Source organism: Seonamhaeicola sp. S2-3 (genome assembly GCF_001971785.1).
GTDB lineage: Bacteria > Bacteroidota > Bacteroidia > Flavobacteriales > Flavobacteriaceae > Seonamhaeicola.
The window spans coordinates 2,116,526-2,139,841 of the sequence record NZ_CP019389.1 but is presented as its reverse complement, the minus strand read 5'-3'; the positions used below and the strand labels follow the sequence as shown (position 1 = coordinate 2,139,841).

The following is a 23,316-nucleotide window of genomic DNA, read 5'->3' as shown; positions in this document are numbered from 1 at the left end:
TTGAATATTTAAGCTGATAAAAAGGGGGAATTATTGCCCCTTTTTTAGTTAAGTTATATTAAAGGCGCATTTATGGCGCAATTTTAAAAACAACAAAACCTCAACTATATTATTATCAATTAGTTAAGGTTTTCATTCGTCGGGATGACAGGATTTGAACCTGCGACCACACGGCCCCCAGCCGTGTACGCTAACCGGACTGCGCCACATCCCGATTTAAAAATTAGTTTTCAAAGAAAACACATTTTTTAATATTTACAAAAAAAGCCAAAGCAAAACACTTTGGCTTTTTTAAAAATAATTATTCTTTTTAATTATAAGACGAAGTAGATACTTCAAAATTAGCATCTTTTGCTGCTAAATAACGTTCTGCATCTAGTGCTGCCATACAACCTGTTCCTGCTGCTGTTACTGCTTGCCTGTAAACATGGTCTGCCGCATCACCTGATACAAAAACACCTTCTACATTGGTTTTTGAAGATCCTGGTTTATTTATAATATAACCTGTTTCATCTAAATCTAAATAATCCTTAAAAATGTCTGTATTAGGTTTGTGACCAATAGCTACAAAGAAACCTGTGGCTGGTATTACGTGCTTTTCTCCTGTTTTATTGTTAAAAACACGAACGCCTGTTACTACTTGTCCGTCTCCTAAAACCTCATCGGTTTCTGTGTTATGAAGTATTTCTATATTCTCTGTATTTCTTACTCTAGCTTCCATAATTTTAGAGGCTCTAAACTCATCTCGCCTTACAATCATAGTTACTTTTTTACATAACTTAGATAAGTAATGAGCTTCTTCACAAGCTGAATCTCCGGCTCCTACAATTACAACTTCTTGGTTTTTGTAGAAAAACCCATCACAAACGGCACAGGCTGATACGCCTCCTCCTAGCTTTAAATATTTTTGTTCTGATTCTAAACCTAAATATTTAGCAGATGCTCCTGTAGAAATTATTACAGTATCTGCATGTATTTCTTTTGTATCATTTACCCATATTTTATGAATATCACCTGAGAAATCAACTTTTGTAACCCAGCCATCACGAATATCAGTTTCAAAACGTTTAGCTTGCGCTTGTAACTGCATCATCATTTCTGGTCCTGTAATTCCTTCTGGATATCCTGGGAAATTTTCTACTTCATTAGTAGTTGTTAATTGTCCACCAGGTTGAGATCCTTGATATAATACAGGATTCATATTGGCTCTTGCTGCATAAATGGCTGCTGTATAACCCGCAGGTCCTGAACCAATAATTAAACATTTAACTCTTTCTATATCTTCTGCCATAATTTTATTTATTTAGTATAACAAATGTAGAATTTTTGATGTAAAACTTACATAGAAGTTATTAACACTTTCTTATAACTGCATATTTAAAATCTATAGAATGAAGTTGGTGTTGGTTTTTTTTGTAAATTTAAGAATAACCACCTAAACTCAATAGACATGAAAAAGCTTCTATACTTTACGTTTATTGTGTTATTTGCCTTAACAAGCTGCAACACTAATAACAAACAAAATGACACGCAAACAGAACCTCAACAAGCCACTAAAGAATATACGCTTGAAGGAGCATGGGAAATAGATAGTTATATAAACTACAGAGGCAATGGAATAGTAGACACCATTAAATCTTCTAACGAAATTAAACAAAGAAAAATGTTTTCTAAAACCAAGGTTATGTGGAGTAAATTACGAACTTGGGATTCTTTAGATTGGTTTGGAGTTGGCGATTATACCTTTAAAGACGGTATTTTAACCGAAAAATTAGATTATGGCTCTAAACCATTAAATAAACGTTTAAAAATTAGTAATAAATGGAATTTTAATATTATAATTTCAAAAGACAAATTCACTCAAATTGAAGTTGATAGTTTAGGAAATTACATTTATGCTGAAAACTATATAAGAGTAGATTAGCTAGTTTAAATTAAATATTTCAATAACATTATCTCCGGTAGATTTTTTATAACCTCTAAACATGCCTTTGGTATTAAAATCCCAAAAAACGTTACCGTATTTATCTAACAAAATCATACCGCCTTCACCTCCTAATGGAGCTATCTGATTAAAAATAACCTCATGTAGTGCCTCCATAGGATGTGTGTTTTTGTATTGTATTAAATTTGAAACCTCATGCGCTGCTACGGTTCTAATAAAATATTCACCAGTTCCAGTGCATGAAATTCCACAAGTAATATTATTAGCATAGGTACCAGCTCCTATTATTGGAGAGTCTCCAATTCTTCCATACTTTTTATTTGCAATTCCTCCTGTAGAAGTTCCTGCTGCTATATTACCTTGTTTATCTATTGCAACAGCACCTACGGTTCCGTATTTGTTATCATTTAAAATATTTTCATTTGAAGTATTAACTACTCTTGTTTGATTGCCTTGTAATCGTTTTAATTGATTATACCTGTTTGAAGTAAAAAAATAGCTACTATCTACCATTTCTAACCCCAATTTTTCCATAATTCTTTCGGCACCTTTACCAGAAAGCATTACATGCTTAGTACTATCCATAACCATTCTTGCTGCCAAAATAGGATTTTTAACATGATTTATACCTGCTACGGCACCACTATTTAATGTTTTTCCGTCCATTATAGAAGCATCCATTTCTTGATTACCTTCACTATTAAACACGGCACCTTTACCAGCATTAAATAGAGGTGAATCTTCTAAAACTTTAATGGCTTCTTGTATAGCATCTATAGATTTCCCGCCTTTTTCAAGAACAAAATATCCTGCATTAAGAGCCTCTTGAAGCTTATCTTTATATACTTTTTGTTTTTCCTCATTCAAATTTTCAGGAACAATACCATTTCCTGCCCCACCATGAATTACAATAGCAAATGAATTTGGGTCTCTTTTAGGCGTTTTATCATTTGTTTTTACTTCAGAATTACATGAAATAATTATAAAACCAATAATAAAAACCAATATTATTTTTTTCATGGTTATTGCTTTTTAACAAGATAGTTATCATCCCAATTTTTTACATGTGGTTCTCCTAATTTACCTAATGATTTGGCAATGACTGTAGAAACGGTAGCATCTCCTGTAACATTCACTGTAGTACGACACATATCTAAAGGTCTATCAACTGCAAAAATCAAAGCAAGTGCTATAGGCAATAAATCGGAAGGAAACCCTATAGCTTCTAATACAATTACCAACATAACCATACCTGCTCCAGGAACAGCAGCACTACCAATAGAAGCTAACAAAGCGGTTAATATAATCATTAATTGGTTACTAAAAACTAATCCTTCTGGCCATAAAACCTGCATAATAAAAACGGCTGCTACCCCTTGATACAAACTTGTACCATCCATATTAATAGTTGCTCCTACAGGCAATACAAAACTTGCTACTTCTTTATCTACCCCCACATGTTCTTCTACGCGTTCCATAGTTACAGGTAAAGCGGCGGCACTACTACTAGTTGAAAATGCTAATAATTGTGCTGGACTTATTTTACTTATAAACCATAATGGTGATTTTTTAGCATAAATTGACACTAATAATAAGTAGAAACAAATCATTAAAACCAATCCTAAAACAACAACCCCCGCGTACTTTAATAGAGCAAAAAGGATATCCGGATCATCTGCAGAAACCACAACCGTTGCCAATAAAGCAAATACTGCATATGGTGCTGAAAGCATTATTAAATCAACCATTTTTAAAACAACTTCGTTTAAAGAATCGAAAAAGCTTTTTAGAGGTTTAGCTTGTTCTTCTGGAACTAGAAGTAAACATATTCCTAATAAAATAGCAAAAACTATTACTTGCAACATGAATTTGTTATTACTCATAGCAAATACGGCGTTATCTGGAACCATATCTACCAAAAATTGTAGCGGACCTGCTTCTTTTTGCTGTTGTGCATTACTTAAAATGGTTTTGGCTTTATCGCTTGTAGAATACTTTTCTTTAAGCATTGTTACTGTTTCTTGAGTAATACCATTCCCTGGCTTTAAAGTATTAACTAGTCCTAATCCAATAGTAATGGCAATAACAGTAGTGATAACATATAAAGTTATTGTACGAAGCCCCATGTTTTTAAACTTAGAAATATCTTTTAAATCAGATATTCCTTTTATCAATGATGCTAAAATTAGGGGTACTGCTATGAGTTTTAATAGCTTAACAAATATTTTACCAATAGGTTCAATCCAATCCATCACGAACCCTTGCCCTTTTACTGATGCCATAATGAATCCAAAAATGACACCTAAAACCATTCCTATTAATATTTGCCAATGTAATGCTAGTTTCTTCATATTTCTATTAAAAGTTTTAATCTGATTATAAACATACGGAATTTGAAACAACTAATTTAATAAGACTATAGTTTACAAAAAAAAAGCATTGCAATTGCAATGAACTTACAGGGAAAATCGGATAAATTTCATTTCCTTAACTTAAGAGTTCTATATCTCAAAAAGAAAAGTGTAATTATTTTCAATTATACCATATTTCTATATATTCAAAGACTGCTAATTTAGCTTCCTTAATAGTTTTAGAATTTTTATTCGATTAAATGTAGTAACTCCAGTTTGTTACTTATCAATTGTTAAACTTAGTATACTTAGTGATTTCTTTATTATTTAATATGAATTTCACAACTATTTTATTTAAAATTATTCACACAAAGGATAGAATTAAGACAAAGAAAACCCTAATTTTCGTGTGCGCACACGAAAATTATATTTATATTTGCTCATCCGCATCTTAAAACAAAGAATAACAACTAAATTTATAAATAAATGAGTAAAGTAGTAGTAGTAACTGGAGCAGGTGGTGTTTTATGTAGCACATTGGCTAGTGCTTTAGCAAAACAAGGCCACAAAATAGCTTTGCTAGACCTTAACCTTGAAGCAGCTAAAAAAGTTGCTGATGAAATAAATAAAAATGGTGGTGAAGCCATTGGTGTAAAAGCTAATGTATTAGAAAAAGAATCACTTGAAAATGCCAAAACTGAAGTTAATAACCAATTAGGTAGTTGCGATATTTTGGTTAATGGTGCTGGTGGAAACCATCCGCTAGGTACAACATCAAATCCACACTTACATGAAGAAGATTTAACAAATACTGCTGAAGGTTTTAAAACATTTTTCGATTTAGACCCTAAGGGTATTGAGTTTGTTTTTAACCTCAACTTTATTGGTACCTTATTACCTACCCAAATTTTTGCTAAAGATATGGTAGGCAAAAAAGGGTGTAGTATTCTTAACGTATCATCAATGAATGCCTACACGCCACTTACTAAAATACCAGCATATAGTGGTGCTAAAGCTGCTGTATCAAACTTTACACAGTGGTTAGCGGTTCACTTTTCAAAAGTAGGTATTCGCGTAAATGCTTTAGCTCCAGGGTTTTTCTTAACTGAGCAAAACAGAACGCTACTAACTAACCCAGATGGCTCTTTAACTCAAAGAGGTCAACAAATTATAGACCAGACCCCAATGGGACGTTATGGCGAACCAGAAGATTTAATAAGTACTACACTTTATTTATGTGATGATGCTTCATCATTTGTAACTGGTGTGGTTATTCCTATTGATGGTGGCTTTAGTGCTTACAGTGGTGTTTAATAACTAAATTATTTAAAAAATGGAACAAACATGGCGTTGGTACGGACCAAATGACCCCGTATCATTATCAGATATAAAACAAGCAGGTGCTACAGGAATTGTATCTGCTCTTCACCACATCCCTAATGGTGAAATTTGGACAATTGATGAAATTGAAAAACGAAAACAAACTATTGAAAATGTAGGATTAACGTGGAGTGTTGTTGAAAGTATTCCGGTACATGAAAATATAAAAACACGCTCTGGTAATTTTCAAACATATATAGATAACTATAAAAAAAGTATAGAAAATCTTGCTAAATGTGGAATAAACATTGTTTGCTATAACTTTATGCCTGTTTTAGATTGGACTAGAACCGATTTAGGTTTTGAGGTTGAAGACGGCTCTAAAGCATTACGTTTTGACACCACTGCCTTTGCTGCTTTTGAACTTTACTTATTAAAACGTCCGGGAGCAGAATCTAGTTACACAAAAGAACAACAAGCCGAAGCTAAAGCTTATGTTAATAGTTTATCTGAAGATGAAAAAACCACTTTAGTTAACAATATTATTGCCGGCTTACCTGGTGCTGAAGAAGGCTATACATTAGAACAGTTTCAAACTATTTTAGATACTTATAAAAACATTGATGCCGATAAGTTACGTGAACATTTGGTTGCCTTTTTAAAAGAAATAATTCCTGTTGCTTCACAAAATGATGTATTAATGTGTATTCACCCAGATGACCCTCCATACCCTATTTTAGGATTACCACGTGTGGTGAGTACAGAAAGTGATTATGCTCACATATTTAACGAAGTACCAGATAGAGCAAATGGTATTACATATTGCACCGGTTCTTTAGGTGTTAGAGCCGATAATGACTTAGTACAAATTTTTAAACGTTTTGCAAATAGAGTACATTTTATACATTTAAGAAGTACTAAGCGTGATGAAAAAGGGAATTTTTACGAAGCTAACCATTTAGAAGGAGATGTAGATATGTATAGCGTTATTAAAGAAGCTCTTTTAGAAGAAAGAAAAAGAACATCTGAAGGCTTAAAAGATGCTATCATACCTATGAGACCAGACCATGGCCATCAAATGCTAGATGATTTAAAAAAGAAAACAAACCCAGGATATTCTGGTATTGGGAGGTTACGTGGTCTTGCAGAACTACGAGGTGTAGAATATGCTATAAAAAACAGCATGAACTAAATTCTATAAAACAGAAACACAAAAAAGTCAGAAACAAAGTTTCTGACTTTTTTTTATCAAACTGTCAACCTATTTTAGAACGTCTCAAACATAATACTTCTCAAACTTTTCGTATCCTTTAGCTGTAAACAATCCTTTGAAAAAGAGTTTGAAAAAAAAGTCTAACATTTGATAATGCTCCTCTAGCTTTTTTTGCTCTGAACTACTATTAAAATAAGCTGCTATAATTTTAATAAATGATTTTACATACGCCTCAATAAATAAATTCTTGTTATAAAGCCCTTCTTTAATTCCCCGCTCCATATTCTTATTTATAAGTGGACGCAATTTATTAGGATTTAAACGTAAAACCTGTAAATAAATATCTATATGGTATTTTTTTAAATCTCTTATTGTTATGGGGGATATTGATTTAAAAACAGTACTAATTAGCTTTATATATTCTAACAATTCTTCTACAGCATCTTTTGATTTATCATGTATTACAGACAATTTCAATAAAAATTCTTCTGTCTTGTTTTCTACAATGCATTTTAGCAAATCAGATTTACTATCAAACAGTTTGTAAAGAGTTCTTTTAGAGATGCCACATTTATTTGCAATATCATCCATAGAAACCACTTTTATGCCATAATTTAAGAATAATAGCAAAGACCTATTCAATATTAATTGCTTTTTAGAATTGGTCATCTCACCTTTTTTTACATTTTAAATAGTATTTTGTATTTGCTTCATCTTAACATCTTAATCGAAAACAATTTATTTACTTAATTACAATACTCTTTAACACCTTTTAAAGCTCTATTACAAATAGTAAACTTTGCCAATTAATATTTCACTAATCTTGTAGAACACTATAATTTCCAAGTGCCAAAAGGTATTTTGCTATATTAATCTTATACTTTGATTTAGCATCAATTAAAGCATCTTTAGCTTCTTGGTTTATAGCTTTAGCCTCTAATAAATCTGATAAATTGGTTAAGCCTGCATCATAAGTGTCTTCTAATTCCTGCAAATATTCATTAGATTGATTTAATGATGTTTGGGCTATTTCAATCTGCTTATAAGACTCTGTTAATGTTTTATATTCTTTAGATATTTGAATTTGCATTAACTGAGATTTTTCTTCAAGATTATTTTTGGCCATTTCTATTTTAAAATTGTGCTCTTTACGTTTATGAGAACCACCCCACCAGTCTGATATTGGAATAGATAGTGACGCAAAAACAACGCCATAGAAATCGCTATTATATGCTACATCAAGATACAATCCACCAACACCAACACCTAATTCTGGAAGATGCTCTCCGCTAGATAGCTTTTTTTGTAACACTTCAGCTTCAACAGCTTTATTTAGTAGTGCAGTTTCTTTTCTATTTTTAATAGCTATTTGAGGTTCTTGATAATAAACACTTGGCTTTTTTATATCTATTATACTATCTAACACTGATAGGTTTTGGTAATCTTCAAGACCTAGATGTTGTGCAAAAACCATTTTTAAAACATCAATTCCGTTAGTTAATTTTAGTTTATTACCTTCAATTTTATTTAACTCAAGCTTTACTTTTAGCACGTTACTTTTTTGGGTTAAACCTGCCTCATAAAAATCGTTCACCTCTTTATGAAGATTTTGTAAAAGTGTTTGATAGTTTTCTATGGTTTTCTTTTTTTCATTTAAAGCTACCAAATTCCAATAATACGCTTCTGTTTTAACCATTATTTCACTTACATTAAGATCATGCTGTAACTCTTGAACATCTTTATTTAAAGTTGCCAGTTTGTTTCCTATTTTAATTCTGCCTCCTGCATAAAGGGGTTGTATTGCTGTTAATGCTGCAGAATTTGTATAATCTAAAGTTTCTATTGAAAATGACGGAATGTATGCAAACTGTGTTGGATTTACCAAATTTTCAGGATTGCCATCATAAACTGGTAAATTCATTTCAGGTGTTTCAATTTCTAATAAACTTTTTGATGATTTAAAAAGACTAGCTGATGCACTGACCTTAGGGAAATAATTGGTAAAAGCATTTTTCTTTAGCTCTTTAGCTGCATCAATTTTTAATTTTGATTCTTTTATACTTAAATTATTTTTTAATGCTAATGTTTTACATTTTTCTAAGGTATAATCTTGACCAAATAATTGAATACCTATTATTAAAAATACTAATAAACTAATATTTCTCTTTGCCATTACTTTTAACATAATTAATTTAATTTAGCTTTTATAGCTGCTTTTTTGGCTGCTTTCCCAATAGATTTCCAGAATAATATTGGCAACACTAATAAGGTAAGTACCATACCTGTTAACAACCCAAAACAAATTACTGTACCTAATGGCCCCCAAAGCGGTGAGCCACTTATAATCATTGGTATTACTCCTACCGCAGCCGCTAATGAGGTTAAAAATATTGGGCGCATTCTTCTTTTTCCTGCTGCTAATGCAGCTTCTTTGTAAGACATTCCATTAGTAGTTACCAATTGGCTTGCATAATCAATTAAAATAATACCATTACGTACTACTATACCCATTAAACCAATAATGCCCATAAATGAAGTAAAACCAAAAGGGTAACCTAAAAGTAGTAGTCCTAAGCCTGCGCCAAAAATACTCAGCAACATTGTAGACATAATTAGTAGTGATTTTCTAATGGTTTTAAATTGAAACATGAGAATAAAAAATATTAAAACAACACTCACTCCCAAAGATTTTGCCATAGGAACATAGTTTTCAATATTTGCCTCATGCTCTCCACCATAAGTTATATTAACACCTTCAGGTAATTGTAAAGCTTCTATTTTAGGTTTTACAGCATTAAATGCAGTAACCCCCAATTTACCCCTTGCTACATCTGCCTTAACAGTAAGTGTACGTACTCCATTTCTTCTAGCCACTGTACCTTCTGTCCATTCTGGTTCTAATTTGCCTATGGCTCTTAATGGCAATGACTCAAAGGTTAACGGAGAAGTTACATATTGATCGTTTAAATCATTAATACTATTTTTTAAATAATCTTCTTTTGATAGAAGTACATTAATTGGATAATCTTCTTCCCAAACTGTTGTAACAGGTAAACCATCTAAAGAAATTAACAACGATGACGCTACCAAAGATTTTGCATAACCTAATTGATTAGCTTTATTTTTGTTTAATTGAACAGAAATACCAGGTCTTTTTTCATCCCAATCATGTCTTACCCATGTAAGGTCTTCATTCTGGTTAAGTATTTCAGCAACCTGTTTTCCTACTTTCTTTAAGTCTGAAATATTATTAGAAGCTATTCTAATTTCAATGGGAGAACTAAATGACTCCATTGCTAATTGTTTCCATTTTATATGAGCGCTTGGAAAAGCATCTTTGTATTTTTTGGTATACTCATCAAGTACTTTAATGGTAGCTTCATCAGACTCTGTATTTAATAACAACTGCCCATAGTTTTCTGCCGGTAAATGTGGTGCATATAACGCATTAAATCTTGGGGAACCATTACCTATAAAACTAGCAATATTTGTTATTCTACTATCTTGATTTAAAATACTTTCTAAACTATCAATTACTTTTTCTGTTTTACTAACTGATGATCCTTCTGGTAGGTATACTTCTATAGCAAATTGGTTTCTCTCCATTGCAGGAAATAACTTCCTATCAACATTCATTAAAAATATAATGCCCAAAATTATTGATAAAACGCCCCCTACAACTGTAAGTTTAGGGTTTTTAAAGCAAAAATTTAATGCCTTATTAAATGTGTTTTGAACTCTATCTAAAACACTTTTTTTGTCATCATTTTTTTCTTCTTTATGAAGCCCTGTTTTTATATAAGCGAAACACATAAATGGCACTAATAGAACCGCTACTAGCATAGAAATTAATAATGCTATACCAATAGTTACTGGAAAAGTCCCTACAAAATCGCTGGCTATTCCTGTTAAGAAAAACATTAAAGGAAAAAAAGATGCTGATATTGCTGCCGAAGCTGTTAGTACAGGAACAAACAGTTCTGTGGCAGCTTTCCAAGCAGCGTTCCAAGGTGTTTCTCCATGATCAAGTAGTTCTACATGACTATCTATAACAACAATTGCGTTATCTACCACCATTCCTAAAACCACTATTAATGCTGCTAGCGAAACAATATGCAACTGAATACCCACCAACTGCATAATTCCTAATGTTATTAATATAGAAACTGGTATAGAAACCCCTGCAACAGCAGCTACCCTAAAAGGTAATAATAACATGGTTACTATAATTACCGCAACAATAGCTATTACAAATTCCTTTAAAAAATGAGAAATAGATTTATCTACAACATGAGGTAAGCTGGATATTATATTTAATTTTATATCATCTCCTATGCTCTTAGAGAAATTATCTAAAGTGTTTTGAACCTCATCACCAAATTGTACAATATTATTGCCTTTTTGCATTTCTAATGAAAGTAGCAAAGCATTATTACCATTATTACGAATGTAATTTGTAGGTTTTTTATAACGCCTTTCTATGTAAGCAACATCTTTTAAACGTATAGCATTATTATCTTGATCATTAAAAATTATTTGCTCTTCTAAATCTTTTTCAGACTCAAACCTTGGTGGCAAATGAATAGGTAAAACTAGGTCTCCATTATCTAACTGACCAGAGTAATTTAAAGACTCTTGTAGTTTAAAAGATGCCAGTATATTAGAGGGTTTTAAATTAAACCTAGTGAGTTTTTCTGGTTTAATATAAATATGTATTTCTTCTTTTTGAGTACCAAAACGCTTTATTTTAGATACGGTTTCTACCTTTCTAATTTCGGCCTCTAAATCTTTCATTATGTCTTCTAGTTCTCTGTAAGAATGTTTTTTTGATGACATTGTTATTAATAATGCAGAAGTATCGCCAAAATCGTTATTACCTATTAAAGCCAATACTCCAGATGGTAACTGCATTTTAAGTTCACTTAAACCATGTCTTAATTTAGACCAAAATTTATCGGCATTTTTAACATTATCATTCAATTCTACATAGATAATCATTTGCCCTTCTTTGGAATGAGAATATGTTTTTAGTTTGTTAACCTCCTCATAACCAAAAATATAATCTTCTACAACGGTGGTAAGCTGCTCTTCAACCTGAAGCGATGTTGACCCAGGAAAAACACCAACAATTACTCCTTGGCGTACAGTAAACTCTGGAAACTCCCTACGTGGCATGTTTTTTAACCCATAAATTCCTAAAAGCATCATAACAGCAACTATGACCAATACAATTTGATGGTGCTTCATAGTAGCTTCTATAAAATTCATTTTTTTCATAAGTAATTACTATTATAATAATGAGTTAAAATATCACTATATCATTTTCAGAAAGCTTGTGTTGACCATCTGTAATTATCACATCTCCTTTTTCTAAACCTGATAATATTTCTATGTTATTGTTAATAAAAGCACCTAATTCTACATAGATTTTAGAAACTGTTTTATCTTTTAATACTTTGAAAACATAGGGTCTGCCGTTTTCTTCTTTTAAGACTGAACGATAGGGAATTGTTATTTTACCGTTATGAGGATTTGTTTTTATAGTAACATCACATGCCATACCAGATTTGATAATCAAATCAGGGTTTTTTAGAAGAATTTTTACTTCGTATGTTTTTGTTAACATATTGGCTATTACACCTATTTTCTCTATGTATCCAAAAAATTCTTTATTGCCTATGGCTGGTATAACAACCGCTACTTTTTGTTCTTTTTTTAGTTGATTGATTTCGTTTTCAGGAACCGCAATTTTAACATACACCTCATTTAGTGAAACTAAATTAAAAACGGGACTTCCGGGTATTGAACTTGAGCCAACCTCTACATTTCTAGAGCCAATAAAGCCCGAACTTGGCGCCTTTAAAGTGCAGTTAAGTAAATTTTGATACGCAATGCTGTTGGCAGATTTAGCTTGCTCTAATTGTGAGGTTACTTCCTGCATTTGTATTTCAGGCAAACTTCCTTTATCGTAAACAGATTTTAATCTATCAAAAGCATCCTTTGCTTGATTTAAGGCTGCAAGAGTTCCTTTGTACGCATTTTGTTGAGATATATCATCTATTTTGGCAAGTATTTGCCCTTTCTTTACCCAATCTCCCTCTTCAACATAAATGGAGTTAACAGTTCCAGGAAGTAGAAAACTAATAGGTGTTGAAACCTTTGGTTCTATTGCTCCGTTGTAGGTTAAAGTCTCTCCAATTGTTTTATTATCTATTTCAACAACGCTTACCTTTATTTGCTTTGTAGAGCTGTTATTATTACTCTGTTGGTTAGATTTATTACAACTTACAATAAGTAATAGTACTAATAAGGAAAGTATCTGTTTTTTTAACATCGCTTGAAAAGATTTTAAATAAATTCTTTACAAAACTATTTATAAATCTGTGCAAAAAACAGGTTTAAACAAAGCTTAAATTGGTTCTAAACAATCATTTTTAACTTAAAAACCATTATCAAACATCATTTTTTGGTTTAAATACAATAATTTTTAAGTTTTCATTATCCATTTGAAAAAACTATTTTTCAATATTAGATTTTCTATAATTTAAAGGAGAGATACCTGTATGTTTTTTAAAAAATTTACCAAAAGCAGATTGATCACTAAATTGTAATTCATTAGCTATTTGAGCAATCGTTAGTTTATGATTACCCAACATTATTTTAGCTTCCATAACTACAATTTCATTGATTAATTGACTAACCGTTTTGCCTGATACTTCTTTTAGAATTTTTGATAAATGACCTGGAGTAACACATAAAATATCTGCATAAAATTGAACAGAACGTTCCTCTTTAAAGTTTTCATTTAACAACTTTAAAAAACGAAATGTTAACTCTTCATATCTTGTTTTTTTTATTTCAAGGTTAGGGTAAGATTCTTTAAATTTTGCAGTATAATAATACATAACAACACCAAAAGAGTTGGTGATTATTTCATTCCAAAAGAGCGTTTTATCATTATTTTTTTCTTTAATTATTTGAAAAAGGTTAACAAATAATTTCACATCTTTTGATGATAACTTCAATTTAGGTATATGGTAATTTACCAAAAAACTAAACGCGTCAATTTCAACAATTTTATACGAATTTTTAAAAATAAAATCTGCAGTAAAGCTCAATGCTGCTATTTCTAAATCTTCTGAATAATCCTGTAAATGAAATACCGTTTGAGGTGTTAAGGCTATAATTTCATTTTTCTGAATTGTATATGAAATTAAGTTTAAGAGAATATTGAGTTTTCCTTGACGCACAATTAACAAACCATAATTATCTATACGAAATGGATAAGTAAAAGGAATGTTTTCAAATTTATTTTGAGAAATATGTACATGAAAGTCTCCAGATTGTAGAGGCTCTCCTAAAGCTTCTGCAATCTCATGAATAGTATGCTTTATTATAGTATTATCGGCCAAGTCATGTTATTTATAACGCAATTTAATGTTTTTTGTGTTATCTAAAAATCTGAATTTTCCTGAAATAGGTTAACTAAAAATTAAGCAATTAATTATACGTCTATTATGAAATCAAAAGCGATGAATACATCACATCTCCTTCCCTTAGGCCTGTGGCAAAAATTATTATATTTACTCGCAAACATTACAATCATAAGCTATAAACCAAATAAAATAGAATGGCCGAACCTACAGGGATTTTTATTGAATTTGCAATTGATGAAAAGGCATAAAAAAACTGCTTAACCATAAGTTCAAAAAAGCTGCTTACCATAAAAAACTGAGGTATTATTTTTGCGAACTGCTATACGATTGCAATTACAATCCGGGTAATATATTTATCTTAAATTATAATGTAAAGACAAACAAATGCTTCATTGCCTATGTATTGAACCACTTTGAAAAATCGTTAATATACCCACATCCAATAAAAAAAGCTCTTAGCAGAACCTAGTACGCAATCCATTAAAAAGGTATCGGATAACTAATGAACCAATCATAGAAGGCTAGATATTGCAATTTACATTTTTATGGTCCGTACACTTCGTACATAATTGTACACATAACGAACATCACCTTGTGGACCAAAATATTTAGGGTATTGATTTTTATTTCCACTCTTGGGGTCACTTCTTTGACATCCTGCCCCATGCACATCCATCAACTGGTTTCTCATTTTCCCTTGTCCTTCGCCAAAAGCAATATAAACTGCTCCAGAAGCTGGGTTTACACCATCTAAATGTGTTGTACTGGTCCAGAAGAACGGATATTGTCCGCCATTCCCTTCCGGATCTTTAATTTCAGTCGTAGAAAAAACAGGATCTATAGCCGGTGAATGGGTAGTTTGTGGCGATCTGGAATAATCGACTATACTTTGGAGTTCCTTGGCATTAGGCAAACGCCAATCGGAATATCCGGCAAGTTCCAAATGTTCTGAATACGCCAAAGCAGCTTCCCAATCACGTGCCACACCATCATCGGCCTTTTGCCACATGAGCCCTGTAGCATAGTCGCTTACCGTACCATCGCCATTGTCGATAAAATTGTTTTTTCCATACGCTGGGTTTCCTCGTACTAATCGGAAATACATGGTATTTGGTTTTCGTTTTCTTTTATTGATTTTAGGATAGCCTTTGATACGGCCGTCAATAAAATTAACTCCGAATATGGTTGCATCATTTCTCATGGTTTTTCCAACATACACTGTTGACGCCCATGTTTGTGCGTCAATTTCACGTTCTCCTATTTTAGTGTTGCCTATAGGTTGATTAAAATAATCGGTATCAATAAATAGCTTGTTAGATTTTGCTCCTTTAACTTGACCTGTAAACTGAATTAGAGAATACAACTCTTTGATGGTGGGTACCCTCCAGTCGTTATAGCCTCCTAATGTAGAATTATTTGCTTTTTTTACGGCTTCTTCCAAAGTCATTTTGCTCCCCATATCTTGTTCCCACATTAAGCCGGTAACGTTATCTGTTACGGTACCATCACCATTATCGGTATATGAAGGCTGATTACCATTGTAGTTGGCATCTTGTCCGTAAAAAGCATCGCCTTCATGAGGCTCTGAAATTTCACTATTATTACTATAAAACGCTGTAACGCCAGTATCAACAATAGGATAGCTTATTTGTGCAACGGCAGAATAGCCCATAGACAGGCAGATACTTAGTGCTGCAACTCCGCTTTTTATATGCTTTTTCATAATCTTTAAATTTAACCTATACCAAAGGTCTATATTTAAACATTAAAAAAAGAACACAATCAATAGAAAGCAACTTTCTATCAATGAAATTTTAGTTGAAGAAATGGGAGCTCAAAAAAGCCTTGAAAGCGTCCTGATAGGTATCGCTCACTACAATAGAATCTTTTGGGCCGTAAATGATCCTATTGCGCTCTACGGTAACAATATGGTTAAGATTTACAATAAAAGAGCGATGAATACGCATAAAATGCTCTTTTGGTAAGATGTCTTCAATATTTTTAAGACGTGCTAAGGTTTTTACAGGCTCACCTTGCATTACATGTATAGCGACATATTCTTTTTGTGCTTCAAGATATTTTATGTCATTAAAATGGATTCGAATATGTTGTTATCCCGATTTTATAAATAAAAAATCATCTCTTTTTTTAAGTTCGGGCATCAATTGCTGCTCTTTATTTATGGCTTCTGCCGCTTTATTGGCAGCCGTTAAAAAATCGACATATTCAATAGGTTTCAACAAATAATCAACGGCATTTACTTTATAGCCTTCAACAGCATATTCACTATAAGCCGTAGTAAAAATTATTCTTGGAGGATGCTCTAAGGTTTTAGCCAATTCCATTCCGTTTAAATCGGACATATGAATATCAAGAAAAAGTAAATCGACAGGATTTTCTTTTAAAAAACCAGTAACTTCTAATGCATTGGTAAATTGTCCTTTGAGTTGCAGAAAAGGCGTTTGCTCTATGTAAGACACAATTTGTCGGAGTGCCAAAGGTTCGTCGTCTACAGCTATGCAAGTAATCATATAGGTATTTTTATAGTCGCAATATATACATTTTCATGTTCTGTATGTGTAAATACGTAGTTATCATGATATAGCAAGCTTAAACGTTTTTCGGTGTTTTCAATACCTATCCCTGTTTTTTCAACAGTTCTTAATTTTTCGTGCACACTGTTTTTAATGGTAAATTCAAGTTCATTTTCATGAATGTATAGGTCGATATGTACAAACGATTTCTGCTCATAACTTATGCCGTATTTAAAGGCATTCTCCAAAATATTCGTAAACAAAAGCGTTGGAATAAAAATATCAGGAGGGGCTTTAGGCAAGTTTAATTTAATCTCCACGTCTTCATGAAAGCGCAACTTCATAAGCTCTACATAACTCTCAACAAACTTAATTTCTTTGCTTAAGGCTATAGGTTTGCTGCTAGATTCATATAATAAATGGCGCATTAAAACCGATAGTTTTCCAATAGAACATTTAGCTTCTTTAGAGTCAAAATCAACTAAGGCATGAATATTATTAAGCGTATTCATTAAAAAATGAGGACTCACCTGATTGCGTAAAAAGGCAAGTTCATTTTTAACGTTTTCTTTTTCTACTTCTGCTTTTTGTTTTTGAGTTTCCGCCCATTTTACAGAGGTTCTCATTCCTGTATCAAAACCAACCAATAAAATGGATAATAATATTAAATTTACATAGGGCGGATAGGTTTTAGCACCTGTTTGTCTTTCTAAGTTTCTTAGTGGTTTAATGGCTTTTTTAGAATTAGGAAATTGAAGTCTTGTTTGTTTTTGTTGCGGGTTTGTATTTTGAGAACGAAATTCTTTACGAATAAAAATTGACCCCATTACAGTGAGTCCAATGACAATAGTTACAGATAATAGATAGAGAAACTTTTTATTTTTAAATAATAAAAATGGCGTTAATACAAATCTGTTAACACAAAATATAATCAATAATGGAAGGTAATCAATCCAAATGTTAAAAATTACATTCCAACGTATAAAATTGCTGTTAATCCATTGGTAAAATAAGGGTAAAATAAATAGCAGTAACCAAAATAAAAAGATAAAAATTGTCTCAAAAAAACTAGAAGGCTGTTTATTTAAGATTGTTTTATTCATACTGCTAAGATACATTTAGATTGAACTAATTAGCAAAAAACAAAAATGCCGATTCTAGTTGTGGTATTCAAAGATTATCAACAAAAAGTGCGTTATGGTCAATAAAAAATGCTTTTCGACATGTGATTTATCTTTGGGATTGGGAATAGGGCTTACTATATTTCAAACGAATTTGAATTAAAGTCATTTTGGATCAATCTCAAAAGTTGGGTCTAAAGAGAAAAATAATTTTCTTTGTACTTTAAATTATATTGATGAATAAAGACACTGAGTTATCCTTGTTAAGTTTAATATTACCAGAAGGAATATTAGAGTATTTTGATATTGTTGGATTCGATAAGAAGCCTATAAAGCATGTTTTATATGAGAACCGTCTAACGATATATTTGGAGGAGAAAAAACAAATACCATCTAAGTACAAGGATTGCAAGTATAAAGCCAGTGGCTTCATGGAGCCTCGAATAATCGAGGATTATCCCGTTCGAGACAATCTACTATCATTAAATCTTAAACGAAGGCGTTGGGACGTTCTACTTGATAAAAAGAGGATTAAAGTAAGTCGTGAATGGGATGAATTTATTGCACAGGGAACTCGAATATCAAAAGAGTTTGCTGCTTTTTTAAAAGAAATCGACTGATAATACTGCTCTGAGCAGCCAACAACTTGGGCGCCAGTATGGTATGTCCGGAAAAAGGCTTCAAAGACATTATAAGGATCACTTAAGTGATTTTAAGCAATGGGAGCATAAGAGTCATGCTAAACAGTGGCTTGTTTTCCCTGAAAACTTAGGTTCTTATTTATCCATTGATGAGACAGCGCTGTCCAAGGGAGAGCTCTATACCATCATTACCAATAAGAAGGCCAAAGGAAAGAAAGGGGCTTTAGTTGGGATATTCCACGGAACTAAAGTGGAGCCTATTATCGAACAACTCTTGAAGATCCCAGCAAAAAAGCGTGCTAAAGTGAAAGAGATTACCTTAGACATGGCTAACTCTATGAAAACAATCTCCACTAAATGTTTCCCGAAAGCCATCCAAGTAACAGACAGGTTCCATGTACAGAAGCTGGCAATAGAGGCGCTCCAAGATCTTCGTATCAAATACCGATGGGAAGCTTTGGATCAAGAAAATGAACAGATAAAGCTATCTAGAGCTGCCGACAAAGAATTTAAACCTGTAACTTTTTCTAATGGTGATAGCTCAAAACAACTCCTGGCCAGGAGTAGATATCTACTGTATAAATCCCCAGATAAATGGACTCCAAATCAGAAAGAGAGGGGACAGATATTGTTTAATGAATACCCAGAATTAAAGAAAGCTTATGGACTTGTTCAAGGCTTGAGGAATATTTTTAACCAAGCCATAGATATTAAAGTAGCTTACACCAAACTAGCCCACTGGTACAAAGATGTAGAGGAGTCAGGATTTAAGAGCTTCCAAACGGTAGCCAATAGTATTACTTTAAATTACCGCTCTGTACTCAACTATTTTATAAACAGAAGTACTAATGCTTCAGCTGAATCCTTTAATGCCAAAGTAAAGGCTTTTAGATCTCAATTTAGGGGAGTCAGGAATACGGAATACTTCTTATATCGCTTGATTAAATTATATTCTTAAAATGGTAAAAACCCAGATTTTGGACTTGATCCGTCATTTTCAGAAATCATTTACAGATGAAGCATCAAGATAATAAAATAGGCTCTTTTTAGTATACTAATTTGAGGTAAAAACAAAAAAAAACCCTTCATAATAATATGAAGGGTTTCAAAAAAAGGCGATGACCTACTCTCCCACAAACGTAGTACCATCGGCGCTAATGGGCTTAACTTCTCTGTTCGGAATGGTAAGAGGTGAGCCCCATTGCTATAACCACCTTAAACTGTTGGTTGTTAATTTGTAGTTTTTAGTTGTTGTATCTTTTTCCAACTAATAACTATCAACTATCAACCGCGCTACTTGCGCAAATATTTTAACATATTGAAAAAAATGACATGAATATAATTTCTACTCTTATAAAAAAACAGGCGTACAATAAGCCTATGGGTTATTAGTACTACTCGGCTATGACATTACTGCCTTTACACCTATAGCCTATCAACGTGGTCATCTCCCACGACCCTTTAAAGAAATCTCATCTTGTGGTGGGTTTCGCGCTTATATGCTTTCAGCGCTTATCCCTTCCAAACGTAGCTACTCTGCAATGCTCCTGGCGGAACAACAGATACACCAGAGGTTTGTCCAACTCGGTCCTCTCGTACTAGAGTCAGATCCACTCAAATTTCTAACGCCCACTGTAGATAGAGACCGAACTGTCTCACGACGTTCTGAACCCAGCTCGCGTGCCACTTTAATGGGCGAACAGCCCAACCCTTGGGACCTTCTCCAGCCCCAGGATGTGACGAGCCGACATCGAGGTGCCAAACCCCCCCGTCGATGTGAGCTCTTGGGGGAGATCAGCCTGTTATCCCCGGCGTACCTTTTATCCTTTGAGCGATGGCCCTTCCATGCGGAACCACCGGATCACTATGCTCTTGTTTCCAACCTGATCGACTTGTAGGTCTCTCAGTCAAGCACCCTTATGCCATTGCACTCTACGCACGGTTACCAAGCGTGCTGAGGGTACCTTTAGAAGCCTCCGTTACTCTTTTGGAGGCGACCACCCCAGTCAAACTACCCACCAAGCACTGTCCTCATTCCTGAGTTAGACTCTAGATAAGCAAAGGGTGGTATTTCAACAATGACTCCACAACGCCTAGCGACGCTGCTTCAAAGTCTCCCACCTATCCTACACATTACTTATCCAAAACCAATACTAAGCTATAGTAAAGGTGCACGGGGTCTTTTCGTCCCACAGCGGGTAAACGGCATCTTCACCGTTACTACAATTTCACCGAGCTCATGGCTGAGACAGTATCCAGATCGTTGCACCATTCGTGCAGGTCGGAACTTACCCGACAAGGAATTTCGCTACCTTAGGACCGTTATAGTTACGGCCGCCGTTTACTGGGGCTTCATTTCAGATCTTCGCCGAAGCTAAACCCTCCACTTAACCTTCCAGCACCGGGCAGGTGTCAGGCCATATACGTCATCTTTCAATTTAGCATAGCCCTGTGTTTTTGATAAACAGTCGCCTGGATCTTTTCACTGCGGCCCACCAAAGGTGGGCGACTCTTCTCCCGAAGTTACGAGTCTATTTTGCCTAGTTCCTTAGCCATGAATCTCTCGAGCTCCTTAGAATTCTCATCCCAACTACCTGTGTCGGTTTAGGGTACGGGCTGCTTCACTCGCTTTTCTTGGAAGTCGCTTCTCTGGATTATCACCGCAACCGAAGTCTTAGTGTACTATCGCCGTGTTACCACTGGCTTTAACGTGCTATTCCGTCAGCACGCACCAAATATACGCCTCCGTCACTTTTGTTGTGAGCAGGTACAGGAATATTAACCTGTTGTCCATCCACTACCCCTTTCGGGTTCGCGTTAGGTCCCGACTAACCCTCAGCTGATTAGCATAGCTGAGGAAACCTTAGTCTTTCGGAGTGCGGGTTTCTCGCCCGCATTATCGTTACTTATGCCTACATTTTCTTTTGTAGCTTCTCCAGCATACCTCGCAGTACACCTTCAACGACACTACAATGCTCCCCTACCAATATTAAATATTCCATAGCTTCGGTAGTATACTTATGCCCGATTATTATCCATGCCGAACCGCTCGACTAGTGAGCTGTTACGCACTCTTTAAATGAATGGCTGCTTCCAAGCCAACATCCTAGCTGTCTAAGCAGTTCAACCGCGTTTTTTCAACTTAGCATACATTTGGGGACCTTAGCTGATGGTCTGGGTTCTTTCCCTCTCGGACATGGACCTTAGCACCCATGCCCTCACTGCATTATATCATTTTATAGCATTCGGAGTTTGTCAGGAATTGGTAGGCGGTGAAGCCCCCGCATCCAATCAGTAGCTCTACCTCTATAAAACTAATAATACGCTGCACCTAAATGCATTTCGGGGAGTACGAGCTATTTCCGAGTTTGATTGGCCTTTCACCCCTACCCACAGGTCATCCGAAGACTTTTCAACGTCAACCGGTTCGGTCCTCCACTGTATGTTACTACAGCTTCAACCTGCCCATGGGTAGATCACACGGTTTCGCGTCTACCACTACTAACTAAAACGCCCTATTCAGACTCGCTTTCGCTACGGATCCGCACCTGAAGTGCTTAACCTTGCTAGCAACGGTAACTCGTAGGCTCATTATGCAAAAGGCACGCCGTCACACGTAAACGTGCTCCGACCGCTTGTAAGCGTATGGTTTCAGGTTCTATTTCACTCCCTTATTCAGGGTTCTTTTCACCTTTCCCTCACGGTACTAGTTCACTATCGGTCTCTCAGGAGTATTTAGCCTTAACGGATGGTCCCGCCAAATTCATACAGGGTTACACGTGCCCCGCACTACTCAGGATACTACTATCTATACTTCGCTTACCTATACAAGACTATCACTTTCTCTGGTCTGTCTTTCCAAACAGTTCTAGTTCACTTAGTGTCGAATATTGTAGTCCTACAACCCCAATATTGCCGTAACAACATTGGTTTGGGCTAATCCGCGTTCGCTCGCCACTACTAACGGAATCACTTTTGTTTTCTTCTCCTCCGGGTACTTAGATGTTTCAGTTCTCCGGGTTTGCCTCCCTAAGGATACTATATCTTCAATATAGTGGGTTACCCCATTCGGATATCTGCGGATCAATTTGTATGTGCCAATCCCCGCAGCTTTTCGCAGCTTATCACGTCCTTCGTCGCCTCTGAGAGCCTAGGCATTCCCCATACGCCCTTATTTAGCTTATTGTACTTTTTGCTTTTTTAATGAGTTATGATTAATTAGATTGTCGCTCGCGTGACTCTAATTAATCCAAATTACTTAAAACTAGATCTTATTCTAATTTTATTTTCATGTATCTTTTTCAATATGTCAATGAACCTTTTTCCGCTCTGCGGAATTGTGGAGAATATCGGAGTCGAACCGATGACCTCTTGCGTGCAAGGCAAGCGCTCTAGCCAGCTGAGCTAATCCCCCATGTATTTTCAGTAGTCAGTTATCAGTTAACAGTTATCAGTTAATTGATGACCTATACGTCAACTTGGGATACCCAACTTCTAAAATTTCCTTTCAATATTTAATGAACTTATTAAGATTTTCTTACCCAACCTTAACTTGTAGTCTCAGGCAGACTCGAACTGCCGACCTCTACATTATCAGTGTAGCGCTCTAACCAGCTGAGCTATGAGACTGTACTTAGTCGTGAGTCCTCAGCTTTTAGCGCTTAGATTACCTAATCACTAATACTTAATGACTTACTTTTATATTTTAAAATTAACAGCAAGAAGAATAAACTATTTCTTTCTTAAAAACTTTTA

At 34.3% G+C, this 23,316-nt stretch carries 17 protein-coding genes, 3 tRNA genes and 2 rRNA genes; 5 read left to right on the top strand and 17 right to left on the bottom strand.

The window, feature by feature from the left end:
* Positions 1 to 139: 139 nt before the first annotated feature.
* Positions 140 to 214, bottom strand: a tRNA-Pro gene (locus tag BWZ22_RS09725).
* 96 nt (positions 215 to 310) lie between these two features.
* Positions 311 to 1,291, bottom strand: coding sequence for a thioredoxin-disulfide reductase (gene trxB, locus BWZ22_RS09720; protein ID WP_076699667.1), 981 nt, complete (start codon positions 1,289 to 1,291; stop codon positions 311 to 313).
* Between the two features lie 159 nt (positions 1,292 to 1,450).
* Here trxB and BWZ22_RS09715 point away from each other — a divergent pair, with 159 nt between their 5' ends.
* Entirely contained in the window at positions 1,451 to 1,924 is a 474-nt protein-coding gene (locus tag BWZ22_RS09715) for a hypothetical protein (protein WP_076699665.1), read from the top strand.
* Here the strand turns inward: BWZ22_RS09715 and BWZ22_RS09710 are convergent, their stop codons facing one another.
* Together BWZ22_RS09710 and BWZ22_RS09705 are read right to left on the bottom strand one after the other, a co-directional pair.
* On the bottom strand, positions 1,925 to 2,965 hold the full coding sequence (locus BWZ22_RS09710; RefSeq protein WP_076699664.1) for an isoaspartyl peptidase/L-asparaginase family protein: 1,041 nt from the start codon (positions 2,963 to 2,965) through the stop codon (positions 1,925 to 1,927).
* 2 nt (positions 2,966 to 2,967) lie between these two features.
* Entirely contained in the window at positions 2,968 to 4,296 is a 1,329-nt protein-coding gene (locus BWZ22_RS09705) for a dicarboxylate/amino acid:cation symporter (RefSeq protein ID WP_076699662.1), read from the bottom strand.
* A gap of 486 nt (positions 4,297 to 4,782) precedes the next feature.
* Between BWZ22_RS09705 and BWZ22_RS09700 the strand changes: the two genes are divergently transcribed.
* Positions 4,783 to 5,610 carry an SDR family oxidoreductase gene (locus tag BWZ22_RS09700; protein WP_076699661.1) on the top strand — a complete coding sequence of 276 codons (828 nt, stop codon included), beginning with the start codon at positions 4,783 to 4,785 and terminating at the stop codon, positions 5,608 to 5,610.
* A gap of 19 nt (positions 5,611 to 5,629) precedes the next feature.
* A complete protein-coding gene (gene uxuA, locus BWZ22_RS09695; RefSeq protein ID WP_076699659.1) occupies positions 5,630 to 6,808 on the top strand; it encodes a mannonate dehydratase in 1,179 nt (392 codons plus the stop codon).
* Positions 6,809 to 6,892: 84 nt separating this feature from the next.
* On the opposite strand, the gene BWZ22_RS09690 is transcribed toward uxuA, so the two are convergent.
* The 9 genes from BWZ22_RS09690 to BWZ22_RS09655 form a co-directional block, all read right to left on the bottom strand.
* Positions 6,893 to 7,498, bottom strand: a complete 606-nt coding sequence (locus BWZ22_RS09690) for a TetR/AcrR family transcriptional regulator (protein WP_076699658.1) — start codon at positions 7,496 to 7,498, stop codon at positions 6,893 to 6,895.
* Between the two features lie 148 nt (positions 7,499 to 7,646).
* Positions 7,647 to 9,002, bottom strand: a complete 1,356-nt coding sequence (locus tag BWZ22_RS09685) for a TolC family protein (RefSeq protein WP_198027592.1) — start codon at positions 9,000 to 9,002, stop codon at positions 7,647 to 7,649.
* A 14-nt stretch (positions 9,003 to 9,016) separates the two neighbouring features.
* Positions 9,017 to 12,097, bottom strand: coding sequence for an efflux RND transporter permease subunit (locus BWZ22_RS09680; RefSeq protein WP_198027591.1), 3,081 nt, complete (start codon positions 12,095 to 12,097; stop codon positions 9,017 to 9,019).
* A 34-nt stretch (positions 12,098 to 12,131) separates the two neighbouring features.
* Positions 12,132 to 13,163 (bottom strand): efflux RND transporter periplasmic adaptor subunit, encoded by a 1,032-nt coding sequence (locus tag BWZ22_RS09675; protein ID WP_076699653.1) that lies wholly within the window; start codon positions 13,161 to 13,163, stop codon positions 12,132 to 12,134.
* A 181-nt stretch (positions 13,164 to 13,344) separates the two neighbouring features.
* Positions 13,345 to 14,241, bottom strand: coding sequence for an AraC family transcriptional regulator (locus BWZ22_RS09670; RefSeq protein WP_076699652.1), 897 nt, complete (start codon positions 14,239 to 14,241; stop codon positions 13,345 to 13,347).
* Positions 14,242 to 14,800: 559 nt separating this feature from the next.
* Positions 14,801 to 15,988: a DUF1566 domain-containing protein gene (locus BWZ22_RS09665; protein ID WP_076699650.1), complete on the bottom strand. Its 1,188-nt coding sequence runs from the start codon at positions 15,986 to 15,988 to the stop codon at positions 14,801 to 14,803.
* 91 nt (positions 15,989 to 16,079) lie between these two features.
* Positions 16,080 to 16,313 carry a LytTR family DNA-binding domain-containing protein gene (locus tag BWZ22_RS16765; protein ID WP_232225267.1) on the bottom strand — a complete coding sequence of 78 codons (234 nt, stop codon included), beginning with the start codon at positions 16,311 to 16,313 and terminating at the stop codon, positions 16,080 to 16,082.
* Between the two features lie 63 nt (positions 16,314 to 16,376).
* Positions 16,377 to 16,796, bottom strand: coding sequence for a LytTR family DNA-binding domain-containing protein (locus BWZ22_RS16760; protein ID WP_198027590.1), 420 nt, complete (start codon positions 16,794 to 16,796; stop codon positions 16,377 to 16,379).
* Positions 16,793 to 17,626: a sensor histidine kinase gene (locus BWZ22_RS09655; protein ID WP_198027589.1), complete on the bottom strand. Its 834-nt coding sequence runs from the start codon at positions 17,624 to 17,626 to the stop codon at positions 16,793 to 16,795. The genes BWZ22_RS16760 and BWZ22_RS09655 overlap by 4 nt, the downstream gene beginning before the upstream one ends.
* A gap of 530 nt (positions 17,627 to 18,156) precedes the next feature.
* On the opposite strand from BWZ22_RS09655, the gene BWZ22_RS09650 reads away from it, so the two are divergent.
* Positions 18,157 to 18,540: a hypothetical protein gene (locus tag BWZ22_RS09650; RefSeq protein WP_076697215.1), complete on the top strand. Its 384-nt coding sequence runs from the start codon at positions 18,157 to 18,159 to the stop codon at positions 18,538 to 18,540.
* A 43-nt stretch (positions 18,541 to 18,583) separates the two neighbouring features.
* A complete protein-coding gene (locus BWZ22_RS09645) occupies positions 18,584 to 19,519 on the top strand; it encodes a transposase (RefSeq protein ID WP_076697213.1) in 936 nt (311 codons plus the stop codon).
* A 152-nt stretch (positions 19,520 to 19,671) separates the two neighbouring features.
* On the opposite strand, the gene rrf is transcribed toward BWZ22_RS09645, so the two are convergent.
* From rrf to BWZ22_RS09625, 4 genes are all read right to left on the bottom strand, one after another.
* A 5S ribosomal RNA gene (gene rrf / locus BWZ22_RS09640) occupies positions 19,672 to 19,779 on the bottom strand.
* Positions 19,780 to 19,929: 150 nt separating this feature from the next.
* Positions 19,930 to 22,747, bottom strand: a 23S ribosomal RNA gene (locus BWZ22_RS09635).
* A 154-nt stretch (positions 22,748 to 22,901) separates the two neighbouring features.
* Positions 22,902 to 22,975: transfer RNA gene (locus BWZ22_RS09630), tRNA-Ala, on the bottom strand.
* A gap of 141 nt (positions 22,976 to 23,116) precedes the next feature.
* Positions 23,117 to 23,190: transfer RNA gene (locus BWZ22_RS09625), tRNA-Ile, on the bottom strand.
* Positions 23,191 to 23,316: the final 126 nt, after the last annotated feature.